The sequence below is a fragment of the Shewanella sediminis HAW-EB3 genome (assembly GCF_000018025.1).
Classification (GTDB): Bacteria; Pseudomonadota; Gammaproteobacteria; order Enterobacterales; family Shewanellaceae; genus Shewanella; species Shewanella sediminis.
Genome location: NC_009831.1, coordinates 15,742 through 34,145, shown reverse-complemented (window position 1 = coordinate 34,145; position 18,404 = coordinate 15,742). Strand labels below are relative to the sequence as shown.

The 18,404-nt window shown below is 46.9% G+C and carries 14 protein-coding genes; 8 read left to right on the top strand and 6 right to left on the bottom strand.

Annotated features, from left to right (window positions below; genetic code table 11):
- Window positions 1–107 precede the first annotated feature (107 nt).
- The 4 genes from hemG to pepQ form a co-directional block, all read right to left on the bottom strand.
- Entirely contained in the window at window positions 108–635 is a 528-nt protein-coding gene (gene hemG / locus SSED_RS00135) for a menaquinone-dependent protoporphyrinogen IX dehydrogenase (RefSeq protein WP_012004166.1), read from the bottom strand.
- Window positions 636–732: 97 nt separating this feature from the next.
- Complete coding sequence (locus SSED_RS00130; protein WP_012004165.1) at window positions 733–2,190, bottom strand: TrkH family potassium uptake protein; 1,458 nt, start codon at window positions 2,188–2,190, stop codon at window positions 733–735.
- Window positions 2,191–2,364: 174 nt separating this feature from the next.
- Window positions 2,365–2,979 (bottom strand): YigZ family protein, encoded by a 615-nt coding sequence (locus SSED_RS00125; RefSeq protein ID WP_012004164.1) that lies wholly within the window; start codon window positions 2,977–2,979, stop codon window positions 2,365–2,367.
- Window positions 2,980–3,031: 52 nt separating this feature from the next.
- Window positions 3,032–4,351 (bottom strand): Xaa-Pro dipeptidase, encoded by a 1,320-nt coding sequence (gene pepQ, locus SSED_RS00120; protein ID WP_012004163.1) that lies wholly within the window; start codon window positions 4,349–4,351, stop codon window positions 3,032–3,034.
- A 386-nt stretch (window positions 4,352–4,737) separates the two neighbouring features.
- Here pepQ and fadB point away from each other — a divergent pair, with 386 nt between their 5' ends.
- The 6 genes from fadB to SSED_RS00090 all read left to right on the top strand — a co-directional run bounded on the left by fadB (window position 4,738) and on the right by SSED_RS00090 (window position 13,213).
- Window positions 4,738–6,888 (top strand): fatty acid oxidation complex subunit alpha FadB, encoded by a 2,151-nt coding sequence (gene fadB, locus SSED_RS00115; protein ID WP_012004162.1) that lies wholly within the window; start codon window positions 4,738–4,740, stop codon window positions 6,886–6,888.
- Between the two features lie 21 nt (window positions 6,889–6,909).
- The gene (fadA, locus tag SSED_RS00110) at window positions 6,910–8,073 is read left to right on the top strand and encodes an acetyl-CoA C-acyltransferase FadA (protein WP_012004161.1); all 1,164 of its coding nucleotides are present in this window, start codon (window positions 6,910–6,912) and stop codon (window positions 8,071–8,073) included.
- A 283-nt stretch (window positions 8,074–8,356) separates the two neighbouring features.
- A complete protein-coding gene (gene ybaK, locus SSED_RS00105; protein ID WP_012004160.1) occupies window positions 8,357–8,824 on the top strand; it encodes a Cys-tRNA(Pro) deacylase in 468 nt (155 codons plus the stop codon).
- 206 nt (window positions 8,825–9,030) lie between these two features.
- A complete protein-coding gene (gene tusA / locus SSED_RS00100; protein ID WP_012004159.1) occupies window positions 9,031–9,276 on the top strand; it encodes a sulfurtransferase TusA in 246 nt (81 codons plus the stop codon).
- A 24-nt stretch (window positions 9,277–9,300) separates the two neighbouring features.
- The gene (locus SSED_RS00095) at window positions 9,301–9,741 is read left to right on the top strand and encodes an MOSC domain-containing protein (protein ID WP_012004158.1); all 441 of its coding nucleotides are present in this window, start codon (window positions 9,301–9,303) and stop codon (window positions 9,739–9,741) included.
- A gap of 226 nt (window positions 9,742–9,967) precedes the next feature.
- Complete coding sequence (locus tag SSED_RS00090) at window positions 9,968–13,213, top strand: amidohydrolase family protein (protein WP_012004157.1); 3,246 nt, start codon at window positions 9,968–9,970, stop codon at window positions 13,211–13,213.
- 190 nt (window positions 13,214–13,403) lie between these two features.
- Here SSED_RS00090 and SSED_RS00085 read toward each other — a convergent pair whose 3' ends face one another.
- Entirely contained in the window at window positions 13,404–14,570 is a 1,167-nt protein-coding gene (locus tag SSED_RS00085; RefSeq protein ID WP_012004156.1) for a 3-phenylpropionate MFS transporter, read from the bottom strand.
- Window positions 14,571–14,638: 68 nt separating this feature from the next.
- A complete protein-coding gene (locus SSED_RS00080; RefSeq protein WP_041421465.1) occupies window positions 14,639–15,223 on the bottom strand; it encodes a DNA-3-methyladenine glycosylase I in 585 nt (194 codons plus the stop codon).
- Between the two features lie 162 nt (window positions 15,224–15,385).
- On the opposite strand from SSED_RS00080, the gene glyQ reads away from it, so the two are divergent.
- Both glyQ and glyS read left to right on the top strand, forming a co-directional pair.
- The gene (gene glyQ / locus SSED_RS00075) at window positions 15,386–16,291 is read left to right on the top strand and encodes a glycine--tRNA ligase subunit alpha (protein ID WP_041421464.1); all 906 of its coding nucleotides are present in this window, start codon (window positions 15,386–15,388) and stop codon (window positions 16,289–16,291) included.
- An 11-nt stretch (window positions 16,292–16,302) separates the two neighbouring features.
- Window positions 16,303–18,372 carry a glycine--tRNA ligase subunit beta gene (gene glyS / locus SSED_RS00070; RefSeq protein ID WP_012004153.1) on the top strand — a complete coding sequence of 690 codons (2,070 nt, stop codon included), beginning with the start codon at window positions 16,303–16,305 and terminating at the stop codon, window positions 18,370–18,372.
- Window positions 18,373–18,404: the final 32 nt, after the last annotated feature.

The window sequence follows — 18,404 nt, the reverse complement described above, 5'->3', positions numbered from 1 at the left end:
CCTGCATTAGCAGGCCTTTTGGGTTAGCGGATCATAATTCCTGATTCAGCGCTCAGTCACATATATCAGGTGTAATCTTCAAAGTCACATCAGATTATTGTAAAGCCCTACTGCTCACTAAACGCTTTAGCGAACTCTTCAACCTGTTCCCAGTCAGTAAACTCATAAGTACCGCTGGTGTCAGTTGGGCCCTTGGTTATCCACATGATGAGACGGATCATGGTCTTATCAAAGAAGCGATAACTGGGATAATCAATCTTTCCTGCGAACACGGCTAACTGTTGAGGCTTCCAGAGTGACAGCTCCAAAAACTTCTTCATATAGGGATTCGTTTCAGGCGTGTTTTTTTCAGGTTTTCTGGCGACGACATTTACGGTGAAAAACGCATTCTGTTTAGCACTGAGTACGGCGTGATGGTGATTAATGTATTGGTAAAGTTCTGGCCTGTGCTTTCCATAACGAATACTGGCACCAATCAAAATTTTGTCAAAATCAGCTAAATTTAATAATTTAGCTTCATCGAGGGAAGCCAGAGTTACGCTATCACCTGCACCTTCATTTATCCCCTGAACGAGCTCGCAGATCGATTTCGTCTGACCATCTACAGTAGAATAGATTATTAATGTATTACTCATCAGGTTTCCCAAATTATGTTTGCATTATGAGTTCTAAGAGGAGATGGACCAAGCTTTCCTCCCCGCATTGAGATAACTCTTCATGATAAGTGAAAAGTTAGGTTCTCCAGAATGTTGGTGTAAACAGTACCAATAAGGTAAAGACTTCGAGTCGTCCAAACAGCATAGCTATCAGCAGAACCCACTTAGCGCCATCACTGATACTGGCATAGTTGCTGGCAACTTCACCCAGACCTGGCCCCAGGTTATTCAGGCAAGCCGCGGTAGCACTAAATGCGGTGATATTATCCATCCCCATCGCCATCAAAGCCAACATACAGATAACGAAGACCAGCGCATAGGCAGAGAAGAACCCCCATACCGCATCGATAACACGCTCAGGAAGGGCCTTGTTTCCTATACGGATGGAGAACATTCCTCTTGGATGTACAAGACGTTTCAATTCTCGTGAGCCCTGCTTCAACAGCAAGATCATCCGCATCACCTTGATACCACCGGCGGTCGATCCACCACAGCCACCAATGAAACTTGAGAAGATAAGTAACATCGGCAGGAATAGTGGCCACACATGGAAGCTTTCAGTACCGAAGCCTGCCGTGGTAGATATTGAAACAGCCTGAAATAGGGCAAAGTCTAATGTCTCTTCGGGTGAGTCATAGATCCCCGAATGGTAGAGAGTCGCAAAACAGATCCCGGTCAAAACCAGCTGCACTATGATTAAAGCCTTAAACTCAGCATCTCTGAAATAGACTTTCAGGTTGATTCCACGACGTGTAAAAGCGGCGAAGTGCAGGCTAAAATTAAGCGCCGCGATAAGCAGAAAAACCACACACACCATGTTAATTGCAGTGCTGTCGAAGTAGCCCATACTGGCATCATGGGTGGAGAAACCGCCAATGGCAATCGTCGAGAAAGAGTGGCAGATAGCATCAAATAGATCCATGCCTGCGACCCAATAAGCAAATGCACAGGCAATCGTTAATGCAAAATAGATATACCACAACGCCTTAGCCGTCTCTGCAATCCTGGGCGTCATCTTACTGTCTTTTACGGGTCCAGGCATTTCTGCTCGATAGAGCTGCATCCCCCCGATACCCAATACAGGTAATATTGCCACAGCCAGCACAATGATCCCCATGCCGCCTAACCATTGCAACAGGTGGCGATAAAACAGGATTGCTTTAGGAAGTGAATCCAGACCAACAATCACAGTAGCACCTGTAGTTGTCAGCGCCGAGAATGACTCGAAAAAGCTGTCGGTCATACTCAGGTCTGGTTGAGCGGTAAATATAAAGGGCACGGCACCGATAGAACCTAGCACACCCCAGAAAAGAACCACGAGCAGGAAGCCTTCACGGGTACGCAGATCTTTGTGGTGCTTTCTGTTTGGATACCAAAGAATAAAGCCAAGAAAAAGGCTGAGTGCAAAAGCCTGTATAAATGCCGTTCCGCCACCATCTTTATAGATCACTGCCACCAAAGCCGGAGGAAGTAATGACAGAGAGAACAACCCCATTAAGAGGCCTGTTATTCTTATTATTGTTCTATATTGCATTAAGCTATTCAGTCGTCCCTAAGTTTGCACACCTTGTACTTTACTATTTTCGCACAAATGATTAACGCGCAACAGCATTGCGGCTTATCGAACAATATACTCTCACCGATTCAAGCAGAAACCCATCGGCCACAGTCATTACAACTATCGCCTTAACGTATGAGTCTTGACGCACTAACTCTTAAACTTTGCCGACAACATCCCCTGACTCATCGTAGCCAAACCGAGATTCAACGTCTCTTGATAACGCTTTGGGATCTCAAACTCAAGTGTCACCTTTTCTGCAAAAGATCTATCTTCGACAACTGCATCATATTGATTCAATAGATACTCAACATCTTTTAGCTGGCTATACTCACACACCAAGGAGCCGGGATATCTAATCTGCTTCAACTCAGTCTGCAGTTGAGTGAGCCCTTGTTTAATTCCTGAGCTGTAGGCCCTGACGAGTCCACCAACACCCAATTTTGTGCCACCGAAATAACGTACGACAATGGCGCCGATCTCTCCAACATTGGCCCCCTGTAGCGTCGCCAGCATAGGGCGTCCGGCACTTCCGGCAGGCTCTCCGTCGTCACTTGAGCCTATAGCAATACTATTTTGTGGTTCCGCAGCGACAAATGCATAGCAATAATGGCTGGCCCCTGGATAATCAGCCTTCACGTTAGTAAGTACACACTTCAGTTCTTCGTAAGACTGACAATGGAATAAAACAGATATGAAGCGGCTATGCTTAATCTCCTCCTCAATCACCAGCTCAGCCGATGGAACCTGATAACTATCGGTCAATCTTTACCTCTTACCACACCGAATGTTGATGTAAAATCTATCAGAAAATTCATTAATCTAAACCTAAATCCCGAGTCATATTTTCATTTTTATCACTGTGCACTATGACATTATCTTCGATGCGGATACCACCAAATGGACGCAACAAGTCTACACTGTTCCAGTTCACCTGATGTTGGCGGTTATCTTGTTTAAGTCCCTGCAGAAGAGAGTCGATAATGTACAAACCCGGTTCGATAGTCAGCACTTGATTCGCGGCGAGTGTACGCGTACAACGCAAAAATGGATGCGCATCGGGTGCTGCAATATGTGTCCCACGCTCGTCATGAAGGAAGCCACCCATATCATGAACCTGTAAACCCAACATATGGCCTAATCCATGGGGGAAGAAGACACTGGTGATCCCCTGCTCTATCAGGCCTTCACGATCTCCGGTAGCCAAGTCGAAATCGATAAGCATTTGAGCCACCTTTTGGTGAGTCGCAAGGTGAAGATCCACATATTTAACACCGGGACGCATCGTATCGATAATCTCAAGCTGTGCCCTGTCCATAGCCTCAATTAACTCACTGAAGATATTCTTTTCAAACGCATAGGTTCTGGTGATATCCGACGCATAGCCAAAAAAGTTTGCACCGGCATCGATTAGGAAGGAACGGCGGGGCTGCGGAGATTGATTCTCCAACTTGGTGTAATGCAGTATCGACGCATTCCGGTTCAGCGCGATAATATTGCCGTAAGGCACCTCGTTTTCCCCTTGATTCGTAGCCATCAAGTATTGCTGCTGGATCTCAAACTCTGACCCACCATTATAGAAAGCATTCTTGGCCGCGACATGCCCCTTTACCGCAATCTCATTGGACTTGCGCATACAGGCTAATTCATATTCAGTCTTTGTCGCGCGATGGTAATGCAGGTAACTCATAACGGCGTCTGGGTTACGGGTCTTAAAACCAAGCACCTCAGCCACATCCAAGTGCTCACCGACATAAGCCCAATCAACAATATCTTTTGGCAGTAGGTCTGCAACTTTATCCGCTTTGGTCAGTAACTTAATATCGACATGAGCAGTCCAGAATTCATCAGGAAGGTCGGCAACCTTATGCCAGAAGTCGACTGGACGATAGAAGATAAGTTGAGGTTTATCGCGCCCGTTAACTAATAACCAACAGTGTGGGTTATCTAAGATCGGCAGCCAGGCTTTAAAGTGAGGGTTCACTTTAAACGGATAATCCATATCATCGAGAAACTGTCGATGAGGCTGTCCCGAATGGATCACCAGACCAGATAAGTTTTCACGAGCAACAATCTCTGCAACCCTACGGTTTAACTCTGCCACATGAGCATGAAAATGATTAGTTAGCTGATCCATGAGCTATTTCCTGTAGATGGTTTACTGCTAATTCATACTGCTCAATTTATTAAGTAATAGACTCACACTTCCTACTCAGTCAACTAAGCTATTTAAAATCAATTTAGATACTTAGAACAGTCTAACATAAAGGTGAAAAATCCCCCTAACCAAGGCGAAATCAAACACCCGTTTAAATTGGGTGTTGTAATTTACTCATTTTACAAGCACACTGAGTCACAAGTGGTCAAATGATGGCCTGTTGTGAGATAGAACATTTACCTAATTACATATACCCGAGAAAATTTGAATTGATGGTAAGCCATTAAGAGCAGGCAATAAAAACTCCAGTTTCGATGATTTCGGGCATAAAACAAAGACAGGTATCACGCAAAAGGAAGCAAGCAATGATCTACCAAAGTCCTACGATTCAGGTTGAGTTACTTGAGGATAATATTGCCCGGTTATGCTTTAACGCATCGGGCTCTGTCAATAAACTGGATAGAGAGACGATTAACTCTCTCGATGCAGCATTAGACGCAATTCAGCAAGACTCACACATTCAAGCATTAGTACTGACGTCAGCTAAAGGTGCTTTTATTGTCGGTGCCGATATCACTGAGTTTCTCGGCTTATTTGCTCAAGAAGATAGTGTTCTTCTTCCATGGATTGCCGAAGCTAACGTGGTATTCAATAAGTTAGAAGATCTCCCATTCCCAACAATTTCAGCCATTAACGGCTTCGCATTGGGTGGTGGGTTCGAAACTGTGCTGGCAACCGATTTCCGTATTGCCGATACCACAGCAAAAATTGGTCTGCCAGAAACTAAGTTGGGCTTAATTCCTGGTTTCGGTGGTACCGTTCGTCTACCTCGCCTTATCGGTACCGATAATGCGCTGGAGTGGATAACATCGGGTAAAGATCAACGCCCTGAAGCCGCATTAAAAGTTGGCGCTATCGATGCGGTTGTTGCTCCCGAAAATTTACAAGCTTCAGCCATTAAGATGCTTAAAGATGCACTGGCTGAAAAGCTCGACTGGCAATCTCGCCGCGCCCGTAAACAGGCGGCACTAACGCTACCAAAATTAGAAGCCATGATGTCATTTGCTACAGCCAAAGGCATGGTATTCAAGATAGCAGGCAAACATTACCCGGCTCCAATGGCGGCAATCAGTGTTATCGAACAAGCCGCAAGATGCGGACGTGCTGACGCATTGAAAGTTGAACACCAAGCCTTTGTTAAGCTGGCCAAGACCGACGTTGCACAGGCATTAATCGGTATATTCCTTAACGACCAACTCGTTAAAGGCAAGGCAAAGAAAGCCGGCAAGTTAGCGAAAAATATCGATACAGCAGCCGTACTCGGTGCCGGTATCATGGGTGGTGGTATCGCCTATCAGAGTGCCAGCAAAGGCACTCCGATTATTATGAAAGATATCGCACAACCTGCCCTCGAATTGGGTCTGGGCGAAGCCTCTAAGTTACTGGCCGCTCAGATCAAGCGTGGCCGTTCGACGCCTCAGAAAATGGCTAAGGTCCTCAATAACATCACTGCGACCCTTGATTACACACCGGTTAAAGATGTCGACGTTGTCGTAGAAGCCGTTGTTGAGCATCCAAAAGTTAAGTCTATGGTACTGGCAGAGGTTGAACAAAACGTTAGTGATGACGCCATCATCACCTCAAACACCTCGACCATCTCGATCAACCTGCTCGCTAAGAGCCTGAAGAAGCCTGAGCGCTTCTGTGGTATGCACTTCTTTAACCCGGTGCATAAGATGCCACTCGTTGAGGTCATTCGTGGTGAGAATAGTTCTGAAGAGACTATCGCTTCCGTTGTCGCTTACGCCAGCAAGATGGGTAAAACACCTATCGTTGTTAACGACTGCCCCGGCTTCTTTGTAAACCGCGTGCTCTTTCCTTACTTTGCAGGCTTCAGCGGCCTGCTTGCAGACGGCGCAGATTTCGCCGCTATCGATAAGGTGATGGAGAAGCAATTTGGCTGGCCTATGGGTCCGGCCTACCTGCTCGATGTAGTCGGTATTGATACCGGTCATCATGCACAAGCCGTTATGGCCGAAGGCTTCCCGGATCGCATGGGTAAGAATGGTAAAGATGCTATCGATATCATGTTCGAAGCTGAGCGCTTCGGACAGAAGAACAGCAAAGGTTTCTATGCTTATTCGGTCGACCGTCGCGGCAAGCCAAAGAAAGATGTCGACCCAACCAGCTATGAGCTATTAGGCGCAGAGTTTGGTGAGCTTAAGGCATTTGAATCTGAGGATATTATCGCCCGCACCATGATCCCTATGATTATCGAAACGGTTCGCTGTCTCGAAGAGGGAATTATTGCGACTCCGGCGGAAGCCGATATGGGTCTGGTATTTGGTCTTGGATTCCCGCCATTCAGAGGTGGTGTGTTCCGCTATATCGATACCATGGGTGTAGCTAACTTCGTGGCACTTGCCGATAAATATGCTCACCTAGGTGGCCTATATCAAGTAACCGATGCCATGCGCGAACTCGCCGCTAATAACGGCAGCTACTACCAGTCTTAATTTGTGGGAAGGAATAGAACAATGAAACAAGCAGTTATCGTAGATTGCATCCGTACTCCCATGGGCCGTTCAAAGGCTGGAGTATTTAGAAATGTACGCGCAGAGACACTCTCTGCAGAATTGATGAAAGCACTGTTAGTGCGTAACCCTCAGCTGGATCCTAACACCATTGAAGATGTGATCTGGGGTTGTGTACAGCAGACTCTGGAACAGGGCTTCAATATCGCACGTAACGCATCTCTCCTTGCCGGTCTACCCAAGCAGATTGGTGGCGTAACAGTCAACCGTCTGTGTGGTTCATCTATGGATGCCCTGCATCAGGCGGCGCGTGCCATCATGACCGGTCAAGGCGATACGTTCATCATAGGCGGTGTCGAGCACATGGGGCACGTTCCTATGAACCACGGTGTGGACTTCCATCCAGGCCTCGCTAATAACGTAGCAAAAGCTTCGGGTATGATGGGCCTTACTGCCGAGATGCTAGGCAAGATGCACGGTATTACTCGTGAGCAGCAAGATGAATTTGCCGTCCGATCACATCAACGTGCTCATGCAGCAACAGTTGAAGGACGTTTCGCAAACGAAATCCACCCTATCGAGGGTCACGATGCCGATGGAGCGCTCATCAAGGTTGAACACGATGAAGTGATTCGCCCTGAGACCTCTATGGAATCTCTATCTGGTCTGCGTCCGGCGTTCGACCCAGCCAACGGTACAGTCACGGCAGGAACCTCATCGGCGCTATCCGATGGCGCCTCAGCCATGTTAGTTATGGAAGAGGAAAAAGCCAAGGCGTTAGGCCTTCCTATACGTGCCCGTATCCGCTCTATGGCTGTTGCCGGTTGTGATGCCGCTATCATGGGTTACGGCCCGGTACCGGCGACCAAGAAGGCGCTTGAGCGTGCTAACTTAAGTATCGATGATCTCGATGTAATCGAGCTCAACGAAGCCTTCGCCGCTCAGTCACTCCCTTGTGTGAAAGAGTTAGGGCTGATGGATGTTGTCGACGAAAAGATTAACCTTAACGGTGGCGCAATTGCATTGGGTCACCCACTGGGTTGTTCCGGTGCTCGTATCTCTACGACATTGATCAACCTGATGGAAGCCAAAGATGCTAAATATGGTCTGGCGACCATGTGTATCGGTCTTGGCCAAGGTATTGCGACCATCTTCGAAAGACCTTAATCAGCTTAAGCTATAAACTTTAAGTTAAGTAAGAAGACCCTAAGGACTCGTTCCTGGGGTCTTCTTTTATGATCCACGTTGAACGCCTCCCTAGCAAGCCCCGGAAACACAAGCACTTCCCCTTGAAAACAAGGCATCACAAGACTCTACCTTCAAACAGAAGATAAAACCGGAGGTTTATATGCTCGAATGGGCTGGACTGCCATTGAAGAGGTCACTTATCATGGTGTCGACGTACTCGTTATGGTTAAACTCATTTAATAAATTCGTGTAGACACAACTTATGACTCCTGCAATTGACCTCTTAAAAAAAGCACACATCAAACATACTATTCATGAATACCAGCATGAAGCCAGTGCACTGGCCTACGGGATTGAGGCTGCGACGAAACTCAATCTCGATGCAAAACTGGTATTTAAAACTTTGGTGGCCAAACTCGACAGTGGAAAGCTAGTCGTAGCGATTATTCCGGTTGAAGAGAAACTTAATATGAAAGCACTTGCAAAGGTAGCTGGAGTTAAGAAGGCCGCCATGGCCTCGGCTGAGGAAGTCGAACGTTCTACCGGTTATGTATTAGGAGGGGTGAGTCCCTTAGGTCAAAAGCGTCCTCTGTTAACCTATATCGATACCTCGGCAGAGCAACTCGACCAGCTCTACGTCAGTGGTGGAAAGCGTGGCCTGGATATAGAACTTACCCCCTCTGCACTGTTAAAACTGACGAGAGCACTGTTTGCCCCCCTCATCGTCTAGTGTTATTTCTCAAGTGTTCCACGTGAAACATACAGACATGGCCTTCTCAGACATGACTATACTGATGGTTTCACGGGTCTGAGCTCACAAAAGCTTCGGCGCTACTTGGCATATTTTTAAGGCTAGCGTAATATTAGCCCCCACTGTTACAGTGCAATTTCTAAGTAACTCAAAAATATTTCATTCCAGTCAATTAGGTTATAAACATGAGCGACCCATTTTCAGAAGCACAACACCAACTCGATGCTCTCGGACTCAGGTGCCCGGAGCCGGTCATGATGGTTCGTAAATCAGTACGCAAGATGGCTCAGGGTGAAACACTATTGATCATCGCCGATGATCCGGCCACGACTCGTGATATTCCCAGCTTCTGTGAATTTATGGACCATAAACTGCTGGCCAGCCAAACAGACTCGACGCCCTACCAATACCTTATTCAGAAAGGCTTATAAGCCGAGCAGAGCAAGGATTGCACAATGAAGAAACTTATAGGTATCGGGTTTAAACCAATCAAGCAAGGCCCTATGACGTTAGTTGAGTCGGCTAACGTCACCCAGACTCATGGTGTAGAGCAAGATTTCTTTGGGCGTCCGGGTAAACGTCAGATCACGGTAATGTCCAAAGACCAATGGCAACTTGTTTGCGCCGAGCTCGATTCACCGCTTCCCTGGACGACCCGACGTGCAAACCTGTTGATCGAAGGACACTGTTTCTGTGCCGCAGATCAAGGTAAGTTATTACGTATTGGCAAGCTGACACTCGAGATCACCGGCGAAACCGATCCCTGTAAAAAAATGGAAATAGCGCACGCAGGGCTCGAAGCGGCACTGACTCCGGATTGGCGTGGCGGTGTGACCTGCCGGGTATTAAACGATGCCATAATCAATAAAGGCGATCTTGTTCAACTGCTAAGCTAAAGCTAACTACCGAAAAACTCCTACAGCCCGGCCAGTTTAACCCCTCTTTGACACTTCCCCCTATCCTGTCGATACAAAAAAGCTACACACTTTTTGTTTTACTGATCACATAAATGAGCGATAAATAATACCGAATTAGATGTGTATATAGCATGCAAAAACTATAACGAGAAAAGCGCCAACAGAGCGGCTTTCATTATATCAACGATATAAAACAGGGATTCAAATGTTAAAACATAAGCTCACCCCACTATGTGCAGCCATAGCACTCAGCTTTACCCCACCTATTTTTGCAGAAGAAACCCTATCAGAAAAAGAGCCAGCCTGGCAGGTAAACGCTCCCGCAAATGCACCACTTGAAAAAGTGAGTATCGATGTCACCGAAGGCACCTGGATGAATGTTAGTGTCAGTCCCAATGGCAAACATATCGTGTTCGATATGTTAGGTGATATCTATCAGATCCCGATGAAAGGTGGCGAAGCGAAAGTACTGGCCAAGGGGATAGCCTGGCAGATGCAGCCCGTCTACAGTCCGGACGGTAAATACATAGCTTTCACCTCAGATGAGGATGGTGGCGATAACATTTGGGTCATGGAAGCCGATGGAAGCAACCCCAGAGCGGTAACCGAAGAGACATTCCGCCTACTCAATAGCCCAGCCTGGAGTCCGGATTCTCAATACCTGGTTGCCCGTAAGCACTTTACCGGCTCTCGCAGTTTAGGCGCCGGTGAAGTCTGGATGTACCATGTCGCTGGCGGCGAGGGAGTTAAGTTAACCAAGCGTCCAAACGAACAGAAAGATCTCGGTGAACCAGCCTACTCACCCGATGGCCGTTATATCTACTTCAGTCAGGATGCGACACCGGGTAAAACTTTTCATTACTCCAAAGACTCGGTGAAAGGGATCTATAAGATTAAACGTTATGACACTCAAACTGGTGACATCGAAGTATTAATCGAAGGCACAGGTGGCGCGATACGCCCAACGCCTAGTCCAGACGGTAAGAAGCTTGCTTACATAAAGCGAGACGGATTTCAGTCATCGCTCTATATGCTGGATCTCAGGTCCGGAGAAACAGAGAAACTCTACGGCAAGTTAGACAGAGATATGCAGGAAACCTGGGCCATCCATGGCGTCTACCCGACCATGAGTTGGACCGGTGATAATGAAGAGATCGTCTTCTGGGCCGGCGGAAAGATTAATAAGCTCGATGTCGAATCAAAGTCTGTCAAGCAGATCCCCTTCTCAATTAAGACCCAGCTCGACGTCCAACCCGCCGTTCGTTTTACACAAGATCTGGACAAGGATAAGTTCGACGTGAAGATGCTGCGTATGGCACAGGTATCTCCCGACGGTAAGAAGGTCGTCTATGAAGCACTGGGCAAGCTATGGGTTAAGTCCCTATCTGATGGAAAGTCCGATGGCAAACGCACCCGATTAACTAAACTGGATTCAGAGCTTAGAGAGTTATTTCCTCAGTGGTCTCGTGACGGTAAGAGTATCGTATTCACCACCTGGGATGATCTGGAGCAAGGCAGCGTTCGCGTCGTCAGCCTAAGAAATAAGAGAGTGAAAACCTTAACTAAGGAACCGGGAAAATACGTAGAACCCACCTTCTCTCCCGATGGATCATTCGTGGTTTACCGTAAAGCCAAGGGTGGATATATCACGCCAAGGAGCTGGTCTCAGGAGACTGGACTGTACAGGGTAGATACTAAAGGCAAGGAGAACATTAAGATCACTCCCGACGGCTACCAGCCACAATTTGGTGCCGAATCGGACCGAGTCTACTTTATGGATCACGGTGAAACACCTGAATTAGCCTCGATAAATTTGGATGGCTTTCAGAAGCGCGTGCATTACACGAGTAAGCATGCAACAGAATTCCGCGTCTCTCCCGATGGCAAACAACTTGCCTTCGCAGAGCGCTTCAAGGTATGGGTTACCCCTTTTGCTAAACATGGCGAAACCATAGAGATAGGCCCGAAAGCCAATAACCTTCCGGTCACTCAGCTTAGCGTTCGCGCCGGTGAGAGCATCAGCTGGAACAATGACAGCGATCAACTCTACTGGACCTTGGGCCCGGAGCTCTATCAAGTCGAAGTCGATACGGCCTATGCAGCCAAGGATAAGACAGCTGACGATAAACAAGCTAAAGCCATCGAGCCACAAATAACCGACATCGGATTCTCGCAAAATGTCGATGTTCCACGTGGAACAGTCGCTTTCGTTGGCGGTAAAGTTATCACGATGGAAGATGATAAGGTGATTGAAAACGGCATTGTCATAGTCAAAAACAACCACATAGTTGCGGTTGGTGGGGCCGATACAGAGGTGCCAGATGATGCTCAGGTGATCGACATCAAGGGCAAGACAATAATGCCAGGTCTTTTCGATGCACACGCTCACGGTTCACAGGGTGAAGATGAGATTATCCCGCAACAAAACTGGGAGCTATACTCTAACCTGTCTCTGGGTGTGACCACGATTCATGATCCATCCAATGACACCACGGAGATTTTTGCCGCTTCGGAGCAACAGAAAGCGGGTAACATCGCCGGTCCTCGCATCTTCTCAACGGGTACGATTTTGTATGGTGCCAATGGACCGGGTTACACCTCCCATATAGATTCACTGGATGATGCAAAGTTTCATCTGGAACGCCTCAAGAAAGTTGGCGCCTTCAGTGTGAAGAGCTATAACCAGCCCCGTCGAAATCAGCGACAGCAAGTCATTGCTGCTGCGCGTGAACTCGAGATGATGGTGGTTCCGGAAGGCGGAAGTCTGCTGCAACATAACCTGACGATGATTGCCGATGGACATACAGGTATCGAGCACTCCCTACCTGCGGCATCTATCTATAATGACATCAAGCAGTTCTGGAGCCAGACCAAGGTTGGTTATACACCTACTCTGGTTGTCGCCTATGGTGGAATTTCGGGTGAGAACTACTGGTATGACAAAACCGATGTCTGGGCTCACCCGAGACTCTCCATGTATGTACCGGGTGATCTGCTACAAGCCCGTTCGATGCGACGCCCTACTGCACCGGATGAACACTATAACCATTTCAACGTTGCACGCGTGGCCAATGAGATGAACGACCTTGGTGTTAAACCCAATATTGGTGCCCATGGTCAGCGTGAAGGTTTAGCCGCTCATTGGGAGATGTGGATGTTTGCCCAAGGCGGAATGAGTAACCTCGAGGTATTAAAAACCGCGACCATCAATCCGGCGAAACATTTCGCCATGGATCATCAAATCGGTTCTATCGAGCAAGGTAAGCTTGCCGACCTGATTGTCATCGATGGTGACCCGCTGGAAGATATTCGCATCACCGATCGTGTTACCTATACTATGGTCAACGGCAAACTCTACAATGCCGAAACCATGAATCAGCTCAATGGTGGATCCAAAAACAGAGGAAAAGAGAGAAAACCGTTCTTTTTTGAAAATCGCACCAATGACTAAGTAGTCCCGAAAAAATTGGTTTCAGGAAAATTATTTTTTAAATGAAAAAGCAAAAAATAATTTAAAATCGCTAAGCGAAAAGACATAGATAGAATGTGTACTGAGGGAAAAGCGATAAAATAAAAGAGTGTTCCACGTGGAACACTCTTTTTTTAATATCTAACCTCAATGAATTTTATACCGATTGGTATTATACCGTGACGGGATTTTTGATCGGTTTCAGATTCAAAGAAAAGGTGAGCACAAACCCAACCACACCAAAAAGCGCCATCGCGATAAACAGATCGGCTTTAAGGCTATCGAACAGGTAACCTGTGATGAAGGTAACGAGTGCCGTCACCGCCATATATAGACCGTTATACAAACCTTGAAATTTTGCCATCTGAGATTCGGGCAGGTACAGCTGAATAGACTTAATTGCTGCAAGATGGGTCATAGCAAACGTCACCCCATGCAGTGTTTGACTCAATGCGATATACAAAGGTTGCTCAGCAAGTGAGAGCGCTCCCCAACGCACAAGAACCCCAGCACTGGCAATTTGAAGTAACAGCTTAGGCGACACATTACTAAAAGCCTTCTTAGCAAAGATAAACACCAGAATCTCACTGACTATAGATATTCCCCACAGGTATCCAATAACCCCTTCTGCTATACCTATCTCTTGCCAATATACGGAGCTGAATCCGTAAAAGAAGCCATGACTTCCCTGCAGTAAAGATAATATTCCCAACAAGAGGATAAGTTCGGCACCAAGCCAGTGCTTTCCATCTTCTTCTAAAACTTTATGTTGCGACCGAGCTGTCTGCAGATCAGGGCACTTTAGAGTTACCGAAAAGAGCATCAGGCTACAGCTGATGATGAGAATGATAGGCAGAACACTGATGGTCCAGAGTTCAAAGCAATAGCCACCAACCACAGTTGCACCGACAAAACCAAGCGATCCCCACATGCGGGTCGGTCCGTAGCTGAGAATTTTTCTCTTGTCTAAGGTAGCTATAATTGCATCGGATAATCCAAACACAGGAGCTATGGCGGCATTAAACAATACCGTGAGTATCAACAGATGATAAAAACTCGGGCTCCAATAAACCATAGAGACGGCGGTACACAAACCCAAAGCGCTGACCACTCTTAGTACGTTTTGGTACTGACTCTCATGTTTGGCTAATATCCCACCGACTATGCTTGCTACGCAGCGACTCATTAAGCCCACGGCCAGAATAATACCTATGCTCTCACTTCCCATCCCCTGCTCACTCAACCAGAGTTGATAAAAAGGGAGAAAAATTCCAAAACAAAAGAAGAACTGAAAGACGTAGTTAGAACACCAAATAAAGGCAGCGCTTTTATGACTCATCAACACAAGATCCAAAACTAAATAACGGCCAAAGAAACGGTCTTAAACCGCTCCTTATAGAAGGAGCGTTATTCTCCCTCGGATCCTTCTAGATGTAAATCATAACAAAAACAATCTGTTGTATGATCGTTAACCATGCCAACGGCCTGCATAAATGCGTAACAGATGGTGGGGCCGACAAAGTTAAACCCAAGCTTTTTCAATGCCTTAGACATCTCCTCCGATTCTGGCGTCTGCGCAGGAACCTCTGCCATAGTCTTGAATGTGTTCACTATGGGTGTCCCACCGACGAAGCTCCATAGAAATTCGGAAAAATCATTCCCCTGTTCTGTATAGCTGATATAGCCGCGGGCGTTTTTGATTATCGAGTTTACCTTTAGCCTGTTACGCACTATTCCTTTGTCCTGAAGTAGCGCTTCAACTTTTTCATCGTCAAATTTCGCTATAATCACCGGATCGAAGTTAGCGAATGCGGCCTCATAATTTTGCTGTTTCTTGAGGATAGTGATCCAAGATAGACCCGCCTGTTGACCATCTAAACAGAGCTTAGCAAACAGCTCCTGGCTATCATAAACGGGACGCCCCCATACCTTATCGTGATACGCCTGATATAGGTCATCGGCCCCAACCCAACTACAACGTTGCATTTCCATGGTCATTTTTCCAATTTTTCTCTTGTGTGATAAAAAATAACCTACATATGACCAAATCTACAAGGTATAATCGAAACCATTTTTTCAATTTCCAAGCTAGTTCTGCATGCTTAAATAGCATAAAGAAAGGTTGGTATCATCCTGACGGCGTAGATAGTAGACATGACGACGAAACATGACGTAAAGACATTCCAGGGTTTCATTATGACCCTGCAGGAGTTCTGGGCGCAGCAAGGTTGCGCAATCGTTCAACCATTGGACATGGAAGTAGGAGCGGGGACATTCCACCCTATGACCTTCTTACGAGCATTAGGCCCAGAGCCGATGAGCTGTGCTTATGTTCAACCTAGTCGCCGCCCTACTGATGGCCGTTACGGCGACAACCCGAATCGCCTACAACACTTCTATCAATTCCAGGTAGTGTTAAAGCCGTCTCCGGACAATATTCAAGAGCTTTATCTTGGTTCTTTAGCAGCCGCTGGTATCGACATGGACATTCATGACGTGCGCTTCGTTGAAGACAACTGGGAGTCACCGACTCTTGGTGCCTGGGGTCTTGGCTGGGAAGTCTGGTTAAACGGCATGGAAGTGTCGCAATTTACTTACTTCCAGCAAGTGGGTGGATTAGAGTGTAAGCCTGTTACCGGCGAGATCACTTACGGTCTTGAACGTCTTGCTATGTACATCCAGGAAGTCGATAACGTATACGATCTAGTATGGACTGACGGCCCAATGGGCAAAGTTATGTATGGTGATATTTTTCACCAGAACGAAGTTGAACAGTCAGCTTATAACTTTGAACACGCTAATGTTGAAGTGTTATTCAGAACCTTTGATGACTGCGAAAAAGCTTGCCAGCATCTGCTAAATCTTGAAAAGCCCCTTCCACTGCCTGCCTACGAGCAAGTAATGAAAGCCTCTCACGCATTTAACTTGCTTGATGCGCGCCACGCTATCTCAGTGACCGAACGCCAGCGTTATATCTTACGCGTTCGCACTATGGCTAAAGGCGTTGCGGAGTCTTACTATCAAGCCCGTGAAGCTCTCGGCTTCCCAATCTGTAAGTAGAGGAATAACAAATGAATTTTGAAAACTTACTGATTGAAGTAGGCACAGAAGAACTACCTCCAAAATCATTACGTAAGTTAGCTGAGTCTTTTCTTAGCAATTTTACTGATGAACTAAAAAAAGCAGAACTCAGCTTTGAGTCTGCAGTATGGCATGCGGCCCCTCGCCGTTTAGCAATCTGCGTTAACCAACTTGCTTTAGCTCAGGCTGACAAAGTGGTAGAAAAACGTGGACCAGCTATCGCTCAAGCCTTCGATACTGACGGTAACCCAACAAAAGCCGCTATGGGCTGGGCTCGTGGTAATGGTATTACTGTTGAGCAAGCCGGACGTCTTAAAACCGATAAAGGTGAATGGCTGTTACACCAAGCTAAAGTGGTTGGTGTTGAAACTAAGAGCCTTATTGCCGCTATGGCGCAGCGCTCTTTAGACAAGTTACCTATCCCTAAGCCTATGCGCTGGGGTAACAACACCACTCAGTTTATTCGTCCGGTTCACACTGTGACTATGCTGCTTGGAAGTGAAGTGGTTGAAGGTGAGTTGTTAGGTCAAAAGTCGGCTCGCATTATTCGTGGTCACCGCTTTATGGGCAAAGCAAGCTTCGAGCTTGTTCATGCCGACAACTACCTATCAGCACTAAAAGAACAAGGTAAAGTAGAGGCCAATTATGAGGTGCGTAAAGCACTGATTAAAGCCGGTGCTGAAGCTGCTGCCGCCAAGATTGGTGGCGTAGCCGATCTCGAAGACGATCTACTTGAAGAGGTGACCTCTCTGGTCGAGTGGCCTGTGGTATTAACCGCCAATTTCGAAGAGAAGTTCCTGGATGTACCCGCCGAAGCTTTGGTTTACACAATGAAAGGCGATCAGAAGTACTTCCCTGTATTCGATAAAGCAGGTCAGCTAATGCCTAACTTTATCTTCGTTACTAATATCGAATCTAAAGATCCACAGCAGATTATTGCGGGCAACGAGAGAGTGGTTCGCCCACGTCTTGCCGATGCAGAATTCTTCTTCGAAACCGATAAGAAAGACTCTCTGGAGTCTCGCCTTACGAGTTTAGAAACCGTGATATTCCAGAAGCAACTGGGCACCATCAAAGATCGTGTCGCGCGCATCTCAGATATGGCTGGGTTTATTGCTAACAGCATAGATGCTAACGCTGATGAAGCGGCTCGCGCAGGTTTACTGTCTAAATCTGACCTGATGACCAACATGGTAATGGAGTTTACTGATCTTCAGGGCACTATGGGTATGCATTACGCACGCCTGAACGGTGAAACTGAAGCGGTAGCCCTTGCCCTGCAAGAGCAATACAAGCCTAAGTTCTCTGGTGACACGGTTCCAACTGCGCCTGTCTCTGTATGTGTCGCTTTAGCTGAAAAGCTCGATACTTTAGTGGGTATTTTCGGTATTGGCCAAGCACCTAAGGGCGCTGCCGATCCATTCGCACTTCGCCGTGCAGCTATCGGTATCCTGCGTATCTGCGTCGAGAACAACCTGCCGCTAAACCTTATAGACCTTATCGCTAAGGCGCAAGAGCTACATGGTAGCAACCTTACCAATGATAAGGCTGCCGAGCAGGTACTAGAGTTCTTTATGGGTCGCTTCCGCGCCTGGTATCAAGATCAAGGTGTTAGCGTAGACGTTATCTTAGCCGTATTGGCACGTCGCCCTACATCACCAGCCGATTTCGATAGTCGTATCAAAGCAGTATCTCACTTTAGAAGTCTTGAACAAGCATCGGCACTTGCCGCTGCCAACAAACGTGTATCTAATATTCTGGCTAAAGTTGAGGGTGAACTTCCGGCAGCTATCGATGCAGGCTTGTTAGTTGAGAATGCTGAGAAAGTATTAGCCGAAAAGCTAAACGAACTTCAGCCACAACTGGCACCGCTGTTTGCTGCTGCTAACTATCAGGAAGCATTAGCGCTGCTTGCGGATCTGCGTGAAAGCGTCGATACCTTCTTCGAAGATGTGATGGTTATGGCCGACGATGAAGCACTGAAGAACAACCGTTTAGCGCTACTATCCAGCCTACGCGAGCAGTTCCTGCATGCTGCAGATATTTCATTACTGCAATAAGAAGATCCTAGAGCCTAGGTTCTAGGAACTAG